Genomic DNA, 16317 nt, shown 5'->3' with positions numbered 1-16317 from the left:
ACCGCGCGCACGCATGATCCTGGCCCCCATCCCTGCTCTCGTGGCGGTCCTGTTCTGCGCCGCGCTTTTCATTCTGTTGTTCCAGTATCTCTTCCCGCGGCCGGCACCGTGGAGGCTGGTCGGGACTTCGCTGTTGACCAGCATCATATGCACGTTCCTGCTGGCCTTGATCCTGCATCGCTTCGTCGGGGCCGGCCTCGCGAGCTTCGACCGCTTGACGACCGTCGCCGCGGCTTTGCCCTTCGCCATCTGGCGCATCGGCTTGCCGGAGGAAGCGGCGAAGTCGCTGGCCACGATTCTCGCGCTGTTGCCGTTCTGGCGGCGTGTGACGCCGGCGCAGGCGTTCCAGACCTCATTGTTCGTCGCGGTCGGGTTCGCGATCGTCGAGAACCAAGGCTACGCGACCGCCTTCGGCCAGCATGCCATGCTCATGGCGTTCGGCCGCGGCTTCCTGGCGACCTTCACGCATAGCCTGCTCGCGATGATCTTCGGCCTGTTTCTCATGCGTTTCGCCGCGCGCGGCTGGCGGGACTGGCACGTCTTGATCATCGGCTACCTGGTCGCAGTGGGATTCCACGCCGCCTACGATACCGGCATGCTGCCGATCCTCAGCGAGTTTGTGCGGACCAAGAACGTGAGCATGCCGACCATGGTCAGCGCGCTCCCCGTTGTCGTGATCGGCATCGCGCTGGTGCTGGTGACCGGCCTGTGGTCTCTGCGCCATGCCACCCGCCGTGCCGCGGAGGAGGATTTGATCAGTGCGGAGCCGGGGCATCAGGACGTTGTCCGGCGCTGGCGCTGGAGCGGAAACATCCTGTTGCTGCTCGGTATTGTCGGCCTGATCGCGGCCATTGCCGCAGGCGTCTATGCGGGACCACCGCAGGCAGCCGAAAGACCGGACCTCGGCGCTGCATTGCTCTACGCCGTCGGCTTTGCCGCCCCCATTTTCGCGATGATCGTGGGTTGGGTAGTGCGGCAGAAGCGGTGAACGCTATTCGGACGCCTTCTTGAGCGGCTGCGCCCGCCGCTCGCCGACCGGCGGCAAGGTCTCGATCTCGGCGGCGCTCATCGGCTCGTAATCCTCAACCGCCAGGCAGCGATCGATCACCTCGCCATCTTCCGAAAGCGGACAAATGATGCATTCCGCCCACAACGGCGTCCGGTCCCCATCGACCCAGTCCGTCAGCCCGTAGGCCGGTTTGCGCGCGTCGATTACGGCGCGGTAGTAGTCCGTCCAGTCGCGGCCCTCGTCATCGAAGATCAGCTCGTCAGCGTACCGATTGGTGAAGTCGACGCGCGCCCAATGCACGATCTCGGTGCCCACCAGGCGATAGAGCACCCGGAACGGCCGATACTCGATGCCGGTGATCATTACATGCGTCAATGCCGCCTTGATCGCGGCCGGATCGATATCGGGGCGCTCCGGGAAACGCCTGCCCTGGCGCAGACGATTCCAGTACCGCAGCACCTGCGCGACCTTCGGCGAGCGGACGCGTGCGAGCACGTCACTGAGCTCACGGTCCGGGTTGAAGGCGAAAAACGTGTCACGCGCGATGCGCCATTGCGAGTCCATCACGTGACCATAGCTGAGGCTGCGTTAATCGACCTTTACGATCTGCAGTGGAACGCCGGTTGCGGTGCCGCAGGCCAAGCAGTCTAAGCCAAACGGCCGATGGGAGCTTTCACGGCGTCTTGAGCAGCCGCCAAGCCCGCCGGCACATCCAGAGGCAGCCGATGGCAATCGCGAGCAGACCAGCGCCGAGGCCGAACGAAAGCCACCAATCCCAATGCGCCGCCCCCATCATCAGGCTCATGTAGGCGAGCGCGACGGCGAGGAGCAGCAGGAGCGCGCTCGTGGCGAGCCAGACTATCAGGAGCAATCTGTTCATTGCTGTCCGCGCGCCGACATACGTGGCGACTGATGTTCACGCGGCCATCGAGATCGGATGATGGGACTCCAGTTCTTCCAGATCTATCGAGAGGGCCACACGTGGTATGGCAATCGGCGTCCCGGCCATGCCGGAAGAAGCGGATTGAATGCCGCATGCCGTTGTCCCAAGCTTGCTCTCGCCGAAGCGGCGAAGCGCTTCAAAACGGGGGAGCTGTGGCAATGCGGAAGGTCTTCCGGTTCATTGGCAAAGAACTCAAGGAGGCGCTGGCGCCGACCACCTTCTTCCTGCTGCTCTTCCACCTCGCCGCATTCACGAAGGCCCTGATGCTGGAATCCTATGGCATCACCGTCGCGACGGCGTCGGTGGCCACCATCGGAGCACTGATCGTCGCGAAGGCGATTCTGATCGCGGACAAGCTGCCCTGGGTCGGCCGCCTCGAAAGCAAGCCGCTCCTGATCAGCGTCTTGTGGAAGGCCGCGCTTTACGCGCTGCTCTGCCTCGTGTTCCGCCTAGTCGAGGAGCTCATGCCGCTCGCGACCAAGCACGGTGGCATGACGGCGGCGCTGCAGCATTTCCTGGAAGAGGTGTCCTGGCCTCATTTCTGGGTCCTTCAGATCTGGCTGCTGATCGCATTGGTGCTCTACGCAGCTGTCGTCGAGCTCGATACGCATCTCGGCGCAGGAATCAGGAAGGTTTTTCTTGGCTGGCCTCAGCGGAATGCCGGCCATCCATGATCATGTTCCCTCGCACTCCGACCCCTGCGCAATCTCGTTGCGAACGATGTCAGTGGATCTGTTGCAGGACCTTTCCGTGCTTCGTGTGGTCGTTATAGATCAGCATGGCGGAGATGCTGCGGATCTGTGCCATGGCGACCATGCCGGCGTTCGGGGCAAGAAACCGGTATTGCGAATCCTTGATGCTCGCCGGGCCGATCTTACCGTCATAGGTCCAGCGGATGAGCACGGCGTCGTAGGTGCCCGCTGGAACGGTCACGGCGATAGGCGCCGATATATGTGTAGGTCACATCGAGCGATCCCGAATGCGTCACCTTTTTGAGATCGGACAAATCGTAGACCGAGACCTGCAGGGTTGACGTGCGGCTCTCTCCAGGCTTTAGACCCTGGACGATCATCGGCTCGCCAGGCACGAAGCGAGATAGCACCTTATTGCCGAGATCCTGCTCGGCCACCGTATGCAGGCTGCCGTCGGACGACTTCTGGAAGAAGGCAGCGCCCGCCTTCTCCACCGAATAGTGCCAGCCCGGCGCCAAAGATGCGTCAGTGGTGTCCTCCAGCTTATGGGCTTCCGCCCTCTTCTTGTCCTTCTCGATGACCTGGTAGCTCATCGAAGAGCCCTTGGGCAGCAGATAGCTCTCAGGCGAGCCTAGCGGCATGGCCGGCTGCGCGTCGCCGACAACGCCCTTGCCAAGGAGCTTTTCGATTTCCTCCTGATCTGCGCTTGGCAACGAAATGACCGTGCCCTCTGCCGCGGCAATGCCCGGCATCAGGCCTAAGGACAGGATCGCAACGGCAACTGCCGCAAGCGCCGTCCGCCCAAAAGTCTTCGACATCATACAATTCCTCCCGGAATAAGATCGCCTGGTAGTGCTGAGCCGGCGTGGGATCGGCCACGCATAGCGATCACCGCTTCTGCCGCTCACTTCAAATACTGGACTTTCAGGCGTTGAATCTCGCCATTGAACGCAAACGGCTTTCGGTCGAAATATGCGAGCGAGACTGGCGAGTAGCTGTCTCTGCCCACATCGAAAGCGTCATTGGCGGTAAAGGTGAGCGGAGCCGAGCGTGGCACGCGACCTTTCGCCACTTCCTTGCCATCAACGCGGACGACGACGTCAAGCGGCGCCGCGTGATCGTTGTTGGCCTTGCGTGTCTCGACCTCTATCTTGACCTTGCCGCTGGGCAACGGGTCGGATGATTCAAGACGCGTCCGTTCGACCTCAAACAGATTGTACTCGTAGGTCAGCCTACCCTTATCCACCCACAAGGCGACACCTCCCGAAAAGGCGCCCAGGGCGTAAAGCACACCTTCCGAGTCCGACTTCAGTTCCGCCTCGATGGTAACCAGATTGCTCCGCGCTCCGACTTTTGGCGCGGTGAACTCCGGAACGCCGACGACCTCTTGCGTGAACTCGAACTCTGTCGCCGGATTCGATGGCGCATCCTCCGGATGGAGGACGGCAGACCACAGCCCGCCACCGACAGGGTACACCTTGTTCGCTTCCGCGCTGACGCCGAAGGCTTTCCTGAGCTCCTCAACTTTATCAGGGTGATCGACCGCGACGTCGGTGGCTTGAGAATAGTCCTTGCTGAGATCGTGCAGCTCCCAAACGTCATTGTTCGGCGACCATTTGAAGATCGCCGGATCGAGGCCTGCCTTCCACGGTATCCGGGGGCCAAATACCGACGCTATCCATTCATCCTTGTAGTGGGCGCGGCTACCCATGATCTCGAAATACTGCTCCGTCTTCTGCCCCGGCGCGCGGGCGGAGTCGAAGGTGTAGGTCATGCTAACGCCATCAAGAGGATCCTGGGTTATGCCGTCGACGAGCTTTGGCGGCTGGATATCCAGGACGTCGTAGATCGTCGGCACGATGTCGTTGACATGATGAAACTGGGAACGCGGCGTCGTGTCGGGCTTGATCTTGCTGGGCCAGGAGACCACGAGCGGTGTGCGCGTCCCGCCGAAATGCGCTGCGACCAGCTTTGTGGACCGATGTGGTGTCGAACCGGCCCAAGCCCAACCGGCATGGTACATATTGTCGGCTTTCGGTGAGCCGAGTACGTCCAGACCTCCCAGCTCATTCATCGCACGGATATGGTCCTTGATCTCCGTACGGATGCCGTTCTGTGCCAGAAGCTCGCTGATCGTGCCATTCTGGCCTTCCGCGCTGGATCCGTTATCGCCCCAGACATAGAAGATGAGCGTATTGTCGCGCATGCCAAGCTCATCAAGGGCGTCCAGCAGACGACCTGCTTGCGTATCCGCGTGTTCGGTGTAGCCTGCGAACACTTCCATGAGGCGCCGCTGTAACGGCTTCTCGTCCTCCGGAATGTCCTGCCATGCCGCCAGGGTATCCGGACGGGGCGTCAGTTCTGTGTTCTCCGGGATCCATCCGAGTTCCTTCTGATGGGCGAAGATGCGTTCGCGCATGGAATCCCAGCCATCATCGAACTTGCCTTTGTACTTGTCGGCCCACTCCTTGAAGATGTGATGCGGACCATGGGATGCGCCGGGAGCCCAATACATGAAGAATGGCCGATCCGGCGTCAGTGCGCGAACCTGCTTCATCCAAGCGACGGCCTTGTCTGTCATGTCCTCGGTAAAATGGTAGCCTTCTCTTCCGTGGGAAGGGTCGAGGCGGACCGTGTTCTCGACGACGGCCGGCTCCCACTGCGACGATTCACCGGCAAGAAAGCCATAGAAGTAGTCGAAGCCGATTCCTTCCCCCGCCGGCCAGTCGGTGTAGGGGCCGATAGCCGTCGTTTCATTCGCTGGGGTGTTGTGCCATTTCCCGAATGCCGCGGTCGCGTAGCCGTAATAGCCAAGAACCTTTGCGACGGTCGCAGATGTGCGCGGAATACGGCCGGTATACCCGTCCCAATCGTTTGCAAGTTCCGCGATCTGGCCGTTCCCGACGCGGTGATGATTACGCCCCGTGAGCAAAGCCGCCCGCGTGGGGGAGCACATAGCGGCATTGTGGAAGCGATTGTAGGAGACTCCTTCCTCCGCAAGACGGCTCAACGTGGGTGTTTCGATCACGCCGCCAAAAGTGTCCGGCAGCGCCGGACCAACATCGTCGAGCATGATGACGAGAATGTTCGGGGCATCGGCCGGCAGGTGCGACTGCGCCGGCAACGGATTATAGGTCGACTCTGCGATCGTCGGACCAGCCTTGCTCCCCGAGGACTTCGGCGGAAAAGGCAGCGATTCTTGGGCGATTGCGGGAGCACACAACAGCAGGACCATCGTGCTCGCTCCCAACCAGCGTGCCCTCAAATGCCTAAGCGACTTCATCTGATCCTCCTGGCCTTACAACACATCTGAATCCTACATGACACGTCGAGGTATCCACGGGCTCCGCGTGCCTCGCTGCGGGACGGTAGCGGCGGCAGTAGTTGGGCGCGCAGAGGTGCGAGCCGCCTTTTAAGACCTTGCGTGGAATCCTGATCTCGGGCTGGCACGGGTCATAGCTGTCGGTTTCGCGACCGCCGTGAGGGTTTTTCGGGATACAGCAGGCTTTCTGTGCGTTCGCCTCGTGCCGCGGAGCGAACCAGTCGGACGTCCATTCCCAGACGTTCCCGATCATGTCGTAGATGGCGTATCCGTTCGGTGGAAAGACCTTGACGGATGAGGTGCGTACGTACCCGTCTCGCGCCTCGTTCACCGTCGGAAAGCTCCCCTGCCAGGTGTTGGCCATGTGGCGGCCCGCCGGCGTAAAATCCGAGCCCCAGGCAAACTCTGCTTCATCGAGTCCGCCTCTAGCTGCGAACTCCCATTCTGCTTCTGTCGGAAGATCCTTGCCGCTCCACCGGGCATAGGCGAGCGCGTCATGGTAGCAAACATGTACGACGGGATGCTCGTCCAACCCATGGATGTCGCTGTTCGGACCGTATGGATGACGCCAGCACGCGCCCTTCAGAAATGTCCACCATTGAGCCCAGTCGGTAAGATCGACACTTCCATCCGGCGACTGGAATACCAGTGACCCCGCATACACCATCTCCGGCAGAATGCCTGGATAGTCTCTTGGATTGGGCGGAGATTCCGCGAATGTGCGATACCCGGTGGCCGAAACGAACTCCGAGAACTGTGCATTCGTGACGGGCGTCTCGTCGATAAGAAAGCCGTCCACATGGACGCGATGCACTGGCCCTTCTTCTGGGTAGTGTCGATCTGAACCCATCAAGAAGGTTCCACCGCGCACAAATACCATGCCTTCTCGTGCAGGCTCACGCAGCTCTTGCCCTTTCAGCAGCCTCATCGATCTGCTCCTGTCGAACCTGCGCTTATTGCTGCGTGATCTGGCTTTGAGGCGCCGTGTAGCCCGGCGGCGTCACTTGCCACTCGATCCCGTCGAGCGCCATTTGGCGTCCGAAATCGAACTCCCGGTTCATCTCAGCCTGGTTGAATTGGTCGGTCGTCGATGGCACATAGGCGGCCGGTATGGCTACGTAGTGAAAGGCAACCTCATCGTCCTTTGCGCCGAGGTAGAGACGCCAGAGGTCGTTGATGCCGGACACCTTGAGCATCGAGTGGATCGCCCGCATGGTTATGCTGGTGAGCGCGCGGTCCACCGGCTCGAAGCTGGGGGTCAGCCAGCCGTTCCGGATGACATAGAGGTTCTGCTGGACTTTGCCCTGGAACTCCGGATGAGCGGCGCGAATGTTCGCCGGCAGGTCGGTCGCGGCGCCGATGAAAAAGGCCTGGAAGAAGACGCCGCCATCGACATGCATCTCCTGATGCTTCTTGCCGTCGGCCGATACATCGATCAGTACCGGAGGAAAGATCGAAGGGATCGATGCGGAAGCCAGGAGCGCCTGGCGGAACAGCGCCAAACGATCAGGTTTGCCACTGGCCGCGATGGCGCCCATGTCCCATATGACGGGCTGCTCCGCGTCAAGGTTGGTGGAGGCGACATAGAGCCGACGACCCTTCGCGTGTTCGGCTGCGATAGCATCCAGGAGCTTTTCGTCGACGTATGTGCCGATCAGGTCCTGGAGCGGTTCCGTAGAAGCCACGGCTTCCGACCAGAGCAGCGGCAGCAGGCCACGCGCAATGAAGATCCTGCTCGCATCGATCGTGGTGTATGCCGCCTTCAGCTCGTCGTCATAATCTGGCCCGAGGAAGGCAAAGGGAGCGATCAGGGATCCGGTGCTGACACCGGTCACGATCTTGAACTTCGGACGGCCGCCTGCTTCTGTCCAGCCGTTCAGCAGACCAGCGCCGAAGGCTCCGTCCGAACCGCCGCCCGACACGGCGAGATAGTTGTAGATGCGCTCGCCACTGGGGCCCACGTGGTAGCTGTCTTCCGTTTCCGTGCGGAAAGCCTCGGCAATGTCCCGTTGGAAACCCGAGACATCCTCGAACGGCAGATAGCGGATCGTGCTCGAATCGATGTCAGCCACAGTCGCCCGCGAGATCGGCGGCTCGGCAGCGGGTTCGCGCGTGAGCGTGCTGCAGGCGCACAGCATTGCAGCTCCTGCCAGTACGCTTATGTTTCGTAGTCCGATACGTGCCAACCTAGCCCTCCATCTCGCAGATCTTTGTTGCAGAAGCTCACGCTCAGCCGCGCAGCCTCACAGCCAGCCCTGCCGCTCGGCTGCGTCTATCAACTGTTCTGAAATCTCGTCCGCGGTCCTCTTGGCCGCGCCCTCGATGGTGGATGAGCCCGTCGCTTCGCCGGCCACCTTCACTGTCCCGGCGACCGCCAGCCCGATCGGGTTTGCAGTGGCCGCCATGACCGCAAGCGGCAGAATCACACCCGGCGCCTTGTTACCGCCGGATTCGACATGGCCGCTGCCGAGCAAGCGCAGGCCCTGTGGTGTCATCTGGAACCCTTCGACCGCGGTCATCAATTCCGCATTGCCGGAGCCGAATCCGACCAGCATACGCTTGGCGGCGCTGCCCTCTTCCGCCGAAACGAAATAGCCCCTGATAGCGATGTCATTGACCTGAGGTGCAGGTTGGCCCGTTGCCTGCACGGCCGGCAGGCCAGCACCGCGCAGCTGTGCCGTAACCTGCCGCGCGATCTCCGCACCCAGCCTGCTGGTCGCTGCGAGTTGTTCCGCCGTCGGGATGGTGTTCGCGACGGCGTTCTGAGCCGCGAAAGCCGATTCGGCCGGCACGTCGGCGGGGTTGGCGGTGAAGTCATGAATGATGACCCGGCCGGGCTGCGCAAGCTTCTCGCCCTGATATTGCTGGCGCTGGGTCACGTCGGTCGATGCGCAGCTGGACACGACGAAAGCGATGAATAGCCACGCGGCGGAAGAATGAGTAATGTTCATGGCAAGTTCCCTTCAAAATGCCCGTTGCAGCCTGTTGCCCCTCTTTGCGGCTGGCGATCCACATTGATCGGCAGCCCGCTTCCGATCGCCTTGGGGGTGGCGATCGGAAGAGGACCGGCGGTGACCCGAGGGCAGGGTCACGGGCCGCTCTTGTTCCAAGGCCGCGTATGTCTTGCCTCAATCTCTACCTGACGACATATCCGCGCCCCTGCATGCAGGCAGCGAAGGCTTGGTTGTAGCGGCCGAGATCGGCTTGGTACTGCGTCATGGCTTGCTCGTTGGCGTAGGCCTGTTGCCGGCGCTGCTGGTTGCGGCGCATCAGGCCTGCGGTCCCGCCCACGGCTGCACCGATTGCCGCGCCTTCTCCAGCATCCCCGGCGATCGCACCACCGATCGCGCCGAGCGCAGCGCCGCGCGCGGCGCCGCCCAACACCGGCGCGCCTTGTTGCGCGTACGGATTGCCGTAGTAGTTGGGTGCCGATTGTCCGGGATAGACGCCTGTCTGCTGCTGCGCCCAGGTACGGCACGCCGCTTCGTCGCTGGATTGCTGCTCGAGGGACTGGCCCGCACTCGGATAAATGATCGGCGCCGATTGCGGCCATGCCGGCGATCCGATGGCGATCGAGCACGCAGTAACCACAATCAGGAGCGCGATCGGCCTGCGCCTGTTCACGCGTTGTTTCATCGTGGCACCTATTGCTGCGGCGCTTCGGGGAGCTTGTAGGTCAGCTTCGGCCAAAAGATGATTCCGCCGGCCGATTCATGGACGGTATTCCCGCCGGTCGCCGCGAACTCCTGCAGACCGCTGCGGATCGTGATCGGCCCACCACCGGAAATTCCGGCGAAGCGATCCGTTCCACCGGTGAAGGTGAAGTCACCGTCACAGCCGACCAGGTGGACGCCCTTGCACGTGATCTCGCCATAGGCGCGCGATCCATCTTTCGCCGAAATGGTGCAGCGGCCTCTGCCCTCTTGCGTGGCATCGGACAGATTCACGTCGACGATTGCCGGGCAGATCATGAATCCGGAATCCAGCGGCCCCTTGTCTGTCTCGACGAATATCATGCCGGAGAACGAACCGACGAAGGTTGCGCGGTTGACGCCTGTTTCGTACATCTGGCCGCGGCCCTGCCAGGCGGCGAAGGCCTTGATCGTCTGCTCCTGGTCCGCCAGAACTGTCGACGAAGCTCCAAGCGCTGCGCCGAGCAGAGCAAGTGCGATAGCCGCCCGATTGGTGCGCATCATGATGTTCTCCCCTCAATCCAGATCGATGTAGACCGCATCGCCGCCCAGGGAGAGCGCGAGGCCTGTCCGCTCGGCCTTGAGATGGATTGCGACGCCGTGCGCATTCTCGAGCCACAGCTCGCCCGCGCTCAGCTGCCCCACGGCCAATCCATAGCGAGCCTGGAAGTAGCCGCCCGAGAAATCGGCCGGACTGCGCAGATTATAGACAGTCCCCTGCGCTTCCATCTTCGAGACGCCGATCCCGCCAACGCCCAGGCCGCCCACGGTGAAACCGTACTTCCTTCCGCCGAATATCAGCGTGCCGCCACCCAGGTTTCCGCTGCCGATGAAGGCGATCTGCACCTGTTCGAGGGTGACCGTGCCGGATTCGACGTAGTCGGCAGCGGCAATGACCGGGACCAGACCCACACCGATGCCCGCGAGCAGGCTCAGCGAAAACTGCCGTCTCGTGATCACGTCGTGCGTCATGATCCCTCCCGAGAGCTCATAGACGGATCGTCATGCCAATCACGGGGCCTGACATCTCGACATCGAAGATGAAACCATCGTTTTCGTAGTCGACCTCGAGGTGCCGGTATCCTGCGATCGCCGATACCGTGGCGTTGAAGCGGTAGCCGATGCCCGCGAAGCTGTCCCAGGTGAGGTCGGAACTGACTCCGAACCCGCCGACCTGGGACAGGCTGGTCAGGAAGATGCCGTTCTCGAACTGATAATGGCCATGAAGACCGATGATCGGGTCGATCCAGTTCTCGCCGTGCTCGAACTCCTGGTCCTGCAGCACGCCGCCTTCTAGCTTGAGCACGGTATCGACAGACCAGACACGCACCCCGGCAAGCAGATCCAACGTCGCGTGTTCGGTTTCGATTGCGCGATATGCGCCCCCGAAGGTGCCAATGAAGATTTCGTTCTCCAGCTCGACATCGTCGAACAGGATGCCGAGCGGCGTCTCCTGGTCGGCGCTGACGGACGTGTAGATCAGATCCATGTAGGCGGCGAAGCGCTGATAGCGCAGCTGGACGATGGCCATGCCCGCCAGATCAAGGTGATCAAGGATGTCGTTGAAGCTGACGTCGACGTCGGCAGCCAGTGCGCCGGGGAACGAGGCGATGCTGCCTTCCATCCCGGCGCCCCAGACATAGGGTGAGATACTCAGCGACCAGTCGTCATTCGCAAGCGACGACCTTGGGTTCTCCGGCCAGGCGGGAGTGGCCGCCGCAATCGCTCCCGTTAGGGCCAGGAGGATTGCGGCTGCCCGCCGTGGGGTTCCGCGCTTGTGATTAATGCCGTTCACTTGGTCTTTCCCCCAGGCACGCTTCCAGCTCGCGTTCCAAATCCGCAATCAACACGCGGTATTCCATGATCCTTTGGACGTCCTCCAGGCGGTTCCGTTCTTCAAGGCCCTGGAGGGTGTTGACCGCCAGCTCGTAGTCCTCGCACAGGGATTGGAACTGCTCGCTGGTTGCCATCAATCGCGCCACAGCGTTGGCGCGATCGGGGAACCGACGAACAACCAGCGCCAGGTATGGGGGACTGTTCGACAAGTCGCGGACCACCTCCGCATGCCCCGATTGCTGGTCAATCCAGCGATGCCGGCACCCAGCAGCTTGAGGTCGCACGCACGGCGAAGGGAAGCACGTTACGGTAACGGGCGCCTCAGTAACCCACGGATGTCATGGAAGATTCGCCTCGTCCTCATGAACGCAAGGCATCAGTACGCTATGGAACGTCATTCTTTGAGAGCGCCATCGACAAACAGGACGGCAAGGGATCGCGGCAACTCTGCCTCAAACACACCGCTTTGCGTCTTAAGCAACGTTAAGAAACCGGGTGCGCACGCTCTGCCACAGCCTGTCTAGGAAGCATCACGCGGGTATCCAGGTATCACCATTCCCGCCTTGGCCAAACCGTCCAGTATCAGCGGGATGTAGTCTTCGTGGACGTTGCGCATCCTGAGATCATCGAGCGCACGAGCCCCGTAGGTGGGGTCGATGGCCAGGATCTGCGCCACGGCGGCCTTCGCCTCTTCGGCGCGCCCGAGCTGGCCGTAGCACATGGCGAGTGCCACATACGCGATTGCGACGTTGGGAGCATCGAGTTGCTTTGCCTGGGCAAGTGCTTCTTCATAGTCGCCTTCGACATAATGCTTGAGGACGAATGCAATCCGGTACTGGCCCGGCTGGCCCGGATTGCGAGCATAGGCCTCTTCAAGCAGCGGCAGGCCCTTGTCCCATTGGGTTCTGTCTCCATAGCGCAGGCCGAGGTCGGCCATTAGACTGCTGTTGTTGGGGTTGAGCTGCAGGCCACGCTCACCGGCGGCTAAGCTCAGATCGACTTCGTTCATCAACCAGTAGACAAGGTGCAGGGCGTGATAGGAGAAGGAGGAATCGGGTGCCAGTTCGATGGCGCGCTGCGCCAGTTCATGCGCCCGCACCATCGGATCGAAGGAGAGTGATTCCCTGCCGAAGTTGAAGCGATAGGCATCGACGTACACGATGGCCAGACTTGCATAGGCGTCCGCGTAGCTTTGATCAGTGGTGACTGTGCGTTCGAGACATTCGCGAACTGGTTCATGGAGTTCCACTCGATAGGAACGCCAATACTGATAGAAGCGCAGGACGCATTCGTAGGATGTCATGGATTCCGCCGGCTTGCCTTCGATCTCCCTTGCCTTTTTGTTGAAGATCACGCCATAGGGTTGCGCCAGCTTTTGGATTACCTGGTCGGCAATCTTGTCCCGCACAGCGTGGACATCGACAGCGGCAAGGTCGCCGACGAATCGATCTGACCACACATATTGACCGTTGTTGGCATCCAGCAGCGAGGTGGTAATGCGGAAGTTGGTCGGTGTCGTCGTCACGCCACCGGTAAGGATGAAATCAACGCCCAACTCCGTGGCGATCTTCGAGATATCTGTACCTCCATTATAGAGGAAGCTTGTTTCCGGCCCGAAGACGAACAGATCGTTGAAACGGGTCAGGCCCGTGATGACTTCTCGCGTGAAGCCACGTGCGAATTCACTCTGCTGGTGCGAACCGCCGTCGTTCTCGAACGGGGCGACCAGTATCGCGGGCCCGCGGCGAGACGACTCAGCCTGAACCGAATCGGCGGGCTGCGGGATATATCCGGTAGCCCACAGGACCCCAGACACCATCACGGCAAGTACAGCTAAGCCCGCCGCGGCGGCGATAGTCATAGACGGCTTGCGTGAAACCTCATTCGCTGGTGCCTGTCCTCCCGGCACTTCATGCGTCGGCGTGGCTGAATCCCGCGGTACCTCCTCGACAGATCCTTCCACGCTCGGAGCATAGGAGCCTTTCGGGATCGTGATCCGAATGACGTCATCGCGACCAGCGGTCAGGTAATAGCGATCGAGCGATCGCCGCAAGCGGCTTGCTTCAATCCGGACGATCGGATCCGATTGTGGATCAAAGCTCTCATCGCGACCGAACACAGACGTGGCGATATTGTACGCTTTGATCCGCTCACCGCGTCCGGCGAGCATTTCCTCCACTACATATCGAAGGAAGCGCCGATTGCGCTCGGACGCATCAAAATCCTTGCTGTCGATGATACGCTGCAACTGCTCCAGAACGAGAGCCGTGTCCAATCCGGTCTCGGCGTTTCCTGCGCTGTCCATGGGAAATGCCCCTCCCCAAGCCGCAGGTTAATGACCTCGCAGCACTCAAATAATGATGGCATGCGGCGGATAGATCAATGGTCCTATTCAGCTGCGGGCGGGCGTGAAACATTCCGCTCCATGGAATCGCAGCGCTATGCACGACTGCGTTGATCTGGTTCGTCTTTTGGCACAATCCACCCAGATTCAGGCCAGTTGAGTTGCGACTCAATATTCGGCAACTTCGACACTACAAGGTGTGATCCTCATTCTGTATGAAGGCACGCCCTCGGAAGCCTGCCTGGCACACAAGGAAAGGTCGCGGTAGAGACGACCGTCGCCGGCCGCCCCCCGCGCAGATCCCGGCGTGCGCTGCTAACGCACCGGGCTCCTCCCTCGGGTTCTGGCGTCGAAGCGGTGATAGCGTAACGGGTGCAATATCCTGATTGGCGGCAAGAAGCGGTCAACGAGCCGGATGTATCTCTCCCAGTTGATGTAGGCCCGCTGACTGCGCCGCCGGAGCGAGCGTAGCCAGTGCCATTTCACCTGGTTGAAGAACCACCACAGGCTCGGGTCGTTGCCCGAGACGGCGAAGTAGTTCAGGTGCCCCTTGAGCACGCTGTACACCCACGCTCCGGTCTGCGCGATCAGATCGTGCATGCCCTGGGTAACGACCGGCCGGTCATGCTGATCCAGACAGGTGACGACCCGCACGACGGCCAGGGAGTCGTCGGCCACGTCGGATAGGAGTGGGTGGTTGGCGATGCACGGCTGCACGATCAGCTTGTCGGGGCGTGATCGTTCAGCCAGCTTCCGCATCACTTGCCTTAGCGTATGATGGCGGCCGTTGGAATCGCGGAAACCAAGTTGCTGACTCGTCGCAGCGTGACGGTTTTCCGTGCGCCCTTGCTGCGCTGCAGCTTCGCGAACAGATCGCGATCGAGCTCAGCCCTCGTCGCATGCCAGCTGACGACGCCATCCGACGCGCTCAGCAGCACGGGTGGCGTCGGCACGCCAAGCGCGGCGCAATGCTGGGCGAACTCCCTCTTGTCGCCTAAGCTGCGATAAGGCGGTTAGTCCCCGCGCAGGCGTCGGCGATACCGATTCAGCGCCTTGAACAGCCAGTTCTTCGTCTCGTAGCGGCCCAGCACCGGCGGCGCGGTCAGGTCCAGCGGCGCGCGATGCAGTTCCTGCAGGTAGTAGGCGCGCGCGGCTCCAGCCGATAATCGAAAGCAAGGCGGTGCAAGGCCCTGTATTGCTCGGGGAGGCCAATGCCCTTGCGCGCCGCCAGCCTGCCGCCCAAGGCGCCGAGCCAACTGAGGATCTCGCCTTCCAGCCACAGGTGGCGCGTTGCCTTGCCATGCGCCCAGCGGGGCTCGGGCCAGCGCGGCGACAGCAAATGCGGATATCGCGCGGCGAGATCGCGCACGATCTGGCCGAGCTGGTGGTGTGCGGCAACTCGCCGGTCTGATCGTGTTTGACAACGCCGGCGGCGTAGATCTCGACGGTGAACCGGCCGACCCGCGCTTCGACCAGCCGTATGGCGGCCTTTATTGGCAGATCGCGGATCCTGAACGGCGCAGATACTGCGCTCGCGCTCGCTGTGGGACCAGGAGCTCGATCTGCCTGATGAACCGGAGGACGGATCCCACTCGGATATCGCTGCAGCCGATGTGTCCGGCCCGCAGAAGTCGACCCTGCGCGTGGCGCTGCGCCGCATCCAATTCCCGGCACCGCAAGGAGCGCGCTGGCTGATGCTGGCGGTCGCAGTCGACCAGCGCGAACAGATCGAGGCGAATGAGAGCCTCCGAGACGGCGTTTTCGACGCAACATGGGCGCAACATAAAAAGCTTCTAAAAGCGGCGATTTGTCGTTCGGACCATTGGGGCGCTGCGTGTCGATCCACACCGCGTCTACCTTCTTGCGCAAATCGACGGTGTGAGAATCGAAGTCGGTCTTACCGGCAGCAACGTCGGCACCGCTCTTCGCGGTGTGCCCATCTCACAGCCGATCTAGCCGATTTCGTCGGCACGACGTGCGAGGATGTGGCGAAGATTCGGGCGGAGTGGCGGGCGCTCGGCTGGGTGGCGCAGTCAGGCGGCACCCTGCGCACTGTCGATCGCCCCGCTTCCGACGCGATCACGTACGCCGACATCAACTGATTCTTCAGTTCGGACCCCGCGTCTGGTGGTCTGGACCGACTTTACTTGCCAACCAGGGTAATAGGTCTATTCCACTGCTCCACGATAGCCTGTCCCGCGGTATTTTTTTTGACCAACAACCCCATCCCGATCGCCGCACCGGGCTGGAACGGGTTTCCAAAGTGATCTTCATGGGGGTCCGAGTTTATCGTCCACGTAGCCCCCGTGGGGTTGAGTAGGAAGCCCATGCAGGCGGCGCGATCCTGGAAGATCCAAATATCGAGCCTCAACGCCGTCTCATCGGCGGCGAGCCCCAGGGGGCCTTTAGGTGTTAGACATCCATGGTCGTTGATCGTCAGCTTATCGTCGAAGTTGGGGGGCATCGCATCACCTCCAGT

20 protein-coding genes are annotated in these 16317 nt (G+C 61.5%); 2 read left to right on the top strand and 18 right to left on the bottom strand.

Annotated elements, in window-relative coordinates; all coding sequences use genetic code 11:
- Window positions 1–13 precede the first annotated feature (13 nt).
- The gene (locus DTX69_RS13410) at window positions 14–988 is read left to right on the top strand and encodes a PrsW family glutamic-type intramembrane protease (RefSeq protein WP_119302035.1); all 975 of its coding nucleotides are present in this window, start codon (window positions 14–16) and stop codon (window positions 986–988) included.
- Window positions 989–991: 3 nt separating this feature from the next.
- On the opposite strand, the gene DTX69_RS13405 is transcribed toward DTX69_RS13410, so the two are convergent.
- Together DTX69_RS13405 and DTX69_RS13400 are read right to left on the bottom strand one after the other, a co-directional pair.
- On the bottom strand, window positions 992–1573 hold the full coding sequence (locus DTX69_RS13405; protein ID WP_119302034.1) for a PAS domain-containing protein: 582 nt from the start codon (window positions 1571–1573) through the stop codon (window positions 992–994).
- A 109-nt stretch (window positions 1574–1682) separates the two neighbouring features.
- Window positions 1683–1889, bottom strand: coding sequence for a hypothetical protein (locus tag DTX69_RS13400; protein WP_119302033.1), 207 nt, complete (start codon window positions 1887–1889; stop codon window positions 1683–1685).
- 221 nt (window positions 1890–2110) lie between these two features.
- On the opposite strand from DTX69_RS13400, the gene DTX69_RS13395 reads away from it, so the two are divergent.
- Complete coding sequence (locus DTX69_RS13395) at window positions 2111–2626, top strand: hypothetical protein (protein WP_119302032.1); 516 nt, start codon at window positions 2111–2113, stop codon at window positions 2624–2626.
- Window positions 2627–2675: 49 nt separating this feature from the next.
- On the opposite strand, the gene DTX69_RS13390 is transcribed toward DTX69_RS13395, so the two are convergent.
- The 16 genes from DTX69_RS13390 to DTX69_RS13315 form a co-directional block, all read right to left on the bottom strand.
- Window positions 2676–2885: a hypothetical protein gene (locus DTX69_RS13390; protein ID WP_162917135.1), complete on the bottom strand. Its 210-nt coding sequence runs from the start codon at window positions 2883–2885 to the stop codon at window positions 2676–2678.
- A complete protein-coding gene (locus DTX69_RS13385) occupies window positions 2833–3465 on the bottom strand; it encodes a hypothetical protein (protein ID WP_119302030.1) in 633 nt (210 codons plus the stop codon). The genes DTX69_RS13390 and DTX69_RS13385 overlap by 53 nt, the downstream gene beginning before the upstream one ends.
- Before the next feature lie 83 nt (window positions 3466–3548).
- Complete coding sequence (locus tag DTX69_RS13380) at window positions 3549–5879, bottom strand: arylsulfatase (protein WP_284735746.1); 2331 nt, start codon at window positions 5877–5879, stop codon at window positions 3549–3551.
- A gap of 34 nt (window positions 5880–5913) precedes the next feature.
- Window positions 5914–6894, bottom strand: a complete 981-nt coding sequence (locus DTX69_RS13375) for a formylglycine-generating enzyme family protein (protein WP_284735745.1) — start codon at window positions 6892–6894, stop codon at window positions 5914–5916.
- Window positions 6895–6919: 25 nt separating this feature from the next.
- On the bottom strand, window positions 6920–8104 hold the full coding sequence (locus DTX69_RS13370; RefSeq protein ID WP_119302029.1) for a patatin-like phospholipase family protein: 1185 nt from the start codon (window positions 8102–8104) through the stop codon (window positions 6920–6922).
- 105 nt (window positions 8105–8209) lie between these two features.
- Entirely contained in the window at window positions 8210–8917 is a 708-nt protein-coding gene (locus DTX69_RS13365; RefSeq protein ID WP_119302028.1) for a DUF4410 domain-containing protein, read from the bottom strand.
- Between the two features lie 184 nt (window positions 8918–9101).
- Window positions 9102–9602: a glycine zipper domain-containing protein gene (locus DTX69_RS13360; protein ID WP_119302027.1), complete on the bottom strand. Its 501-nt coding sequence runs from the start codon at window positions 9600–9602 to the stop codon at window positions 9102–9104.
- A gap of 8 nt (window positions 9603–9610) precedes the next feature.
- Window positions 9611–10162 carry a hypothetical protein gene (locus DTX69_RS13355; RefSeq protein WP_119302026.1) on the bottom strand — a complete coding sequence of 184 codons (552 nt, stop codon included), beginning with the start codon at window positions 10160–10162 and terminating at the stop codon, window positions 9611–9613.
- Between the two features lie 12 nt (window positions 10163–10174).
- On the bottom strand, window positions 10175–10630 hold the full coding sequence (locus DTX69_RS13350; RefSeq protein WP_119302025.1) for a hypothetical protein: 456 nt from the start codon (window positions 10628–10630) through the stop codon (window positions 10175–10177).
- Between the two features lie 16 nt (window positions 10631–10646).
- Window positions 10647–11453, bottom strand: a complete 807-nt coding sequence (locus DTX69_RS13345; RefSeq protein WP_162917133.1) for a hypothetical protein — start codon at window positions 11451–11453, stop codon at window positions 10647–10649.
- Window positions 11440–11628 (bottom strand): hypothetical protein, encoded by a 189-nt coding sequence (locus DTX69_RS13340; RefSeq protein ID WP_162917132.1) that lies wholly within the window; start codon window positions 11626–11628, stop codon window positions 11440–11442. Before DTX69_RS13340 ends, DTX69_RS13345 begins: the two co-directional genes overlap by 14 nt.
- Window positions 11629–12014: 386 nt before the next feature.
- On the bottom strand, window positions 12015–13799 hold the full coding sequence (locus DTX69_RS13335) for a tetratricopeptide repeat protein (protein ID WP_119302022.1): 1785 nt from the start codon (window positions 13797–13799) through the stop codon (window positions 12015–12017).
- Between the two features lie 354 nt (window positions 13800–14153).
- Complete coding sequence (locus DTX69_RS13330; protein WP_119302021.1) at window positions 14154–14597, bottom strand: hypothetical protein; 444 nt, start codon at window positions 14595–14597, stop codon at window positions 14154–14156.
- An 8-nt stretch (window positions 14598–14605) separates the two neighbouring features.
- Window positions 14606–14791, bottom strand: coding sequence for a hypothetical protein (locus DTX69_RS30125; RefSeq protein ID WP_162917131.1), 186 nt, complete (start codon window positions 14789–14791; stop codon window positions 14606–14608).
- Between the two features lie 149 nt (window positions 14792–14940).
- Window positions 14941–15207, bottom strand: a complete 267-nt coding sequence (locus DTX69_RS13325) for a hypothetical protein (protein WP_119302020.1) — start codon at window positions 15205–15207, stop codon at window positions 14941–14943.
- A 774-nt stretch (window positions 15208–15981) separates the two neighbouring features.
- Window positions 15982–16302: a hypothetical protein gene (locus DTX69_RS13315; protein WP_119302018.1), complete on the bottom strand. Its 321-nt coding sequence runs from the start codon at window positions 16300–16302 to the stop codon at window positions 15982–15984.
- Window positions 16303–16317 lie beyond the last annotated feature (15 nt).

The sequence above is a fragment of the Dongia deserti genome (assembly GCF_003574735.1).
In the GTDB taxonomy this organism is placed as follows: Bacteria; Pseudomonadota; Alphaproteobacteria; order Dongiales; family Dongiaceae; genus Dongia_A; species Dongia_A deserti.
This window is presented reverse-complemented; position numbering and strand designations above follow the sequence as displayed.

Bases quoted from the DNA above. Each gene is read 5' to 3' on its own strand.
- DTX69_RS13410 (WP_119302035.1), top strand. From the start codon at position 14: ATGATCCTGGCCCCCATCCCTGCTCTCGTGGCGGTCCTGTTCTGCGCC.
- DTX69_RS13405 (WP_119302034.1), bottom strand. From the start codon at position 1,573: ATGGACTCGCAATGGCGCATCGCGCGTGACACGTTTTTCGCCTTCAAC.
- DTX69_RS13400 (WP_119302033.1), bottom strand. From the start codon at position 1,889: ATGAACAGATTGCTCCTGATAGTCTGGCTCGCCACGAGCGCGCTCCTG.
- DTX69_RS13395 (WP_119302032.1), top strand. From the start codon at position 2,111: ATGCGGAAGGTCTTCCGGTTCATTGGCAAAGAACTCAAGGAGGCGCTG.
- DTX69_RS13385 (WP_119302030.1), bottom strand. From the start codon at position 3,465: ATGATGTCGAAGACTTTTGGGCGGACGGCGCTTGCGGCAGTTGCCGTT.
- DTX69_RS13380 (WP_284735746.1), bottom strand. From the start codon at position 5,879: ATGGTCCTGCTGTTGTGTGCTCCCGCAATCGCCCAAGAATCGCTGCCT.
- DTX69_RS13375 (WP_284735745.1), bottom strand. From the start codon at position 6,894: ATGAGGCTGCTGAAAGGGCAAGAGCTGCGTGAGCCTGCACGAGAAGGC.
- DTX69_RS13370 (WP_119302029.1), bottom strand. From the start codon at position 8,104: ATGCTGTGCGCCTGCAGCACGCTCACGCGCGAACCCGCTGCCGAGCCG.
- DTX69_RS13365 (WP_119302028.1), bottom strand. From the start codon at position 8,917: ATGAACATTACTCATTCTTCCGCCGCGTGGCTATTCATCGCTTTCGTC.
- DTX69_RS13360 (WP_119302027.1), bottom strand. From the start codon at position 9,602: ATGAAACAACGCGTGAACAGGCGCAGGCCGATCGCGCTCCTGATTGTG.
- DTX69_RS13355 (WP_119302026.1), bottom strand. From the start codon at position 10,162: ATGATGCGCACCAATCGGGCGGCTATCGCACTTGCTCTGCTCGGCGCA.
- DTX69_RS13350 (WP_119302025.1), bottom strand. From the start codon at position 10,630: ATGACGCACGACGTGATCACGAGACGGCAGTTTTCGCTGAGCCTGCTC.
- DTX69_RS13340 (WP_162917132.1), bottom strand. From the start codon at position 11,628: ATGGCAACCAGCGAGCAGTTCCAATCCCTGTGCGAGGACTACGAGCTG.
- DTX69_RS13335 (WP_119302022.1), bottom strand. From the start codon at position 13,799: ATGGACAGCGCAGGAAACGCCGAGACCGGATTGGACACGGCTCTCGTT.
- DTX69_RS13330 (WP_119302021.1), bottom strand. From the start codon at position 14,597: ATGCGGAAGCTGGCTGAACGATCACGCCCCGACAAGCTGATCGTGCAG.
- DTX69_RS13315 (WP_119302018.1), bottom strand. From the start codon at position 16,302: ATGCCCCCCAACTTCGACGATAAGCTGACGATCAACGACCATGGATGT.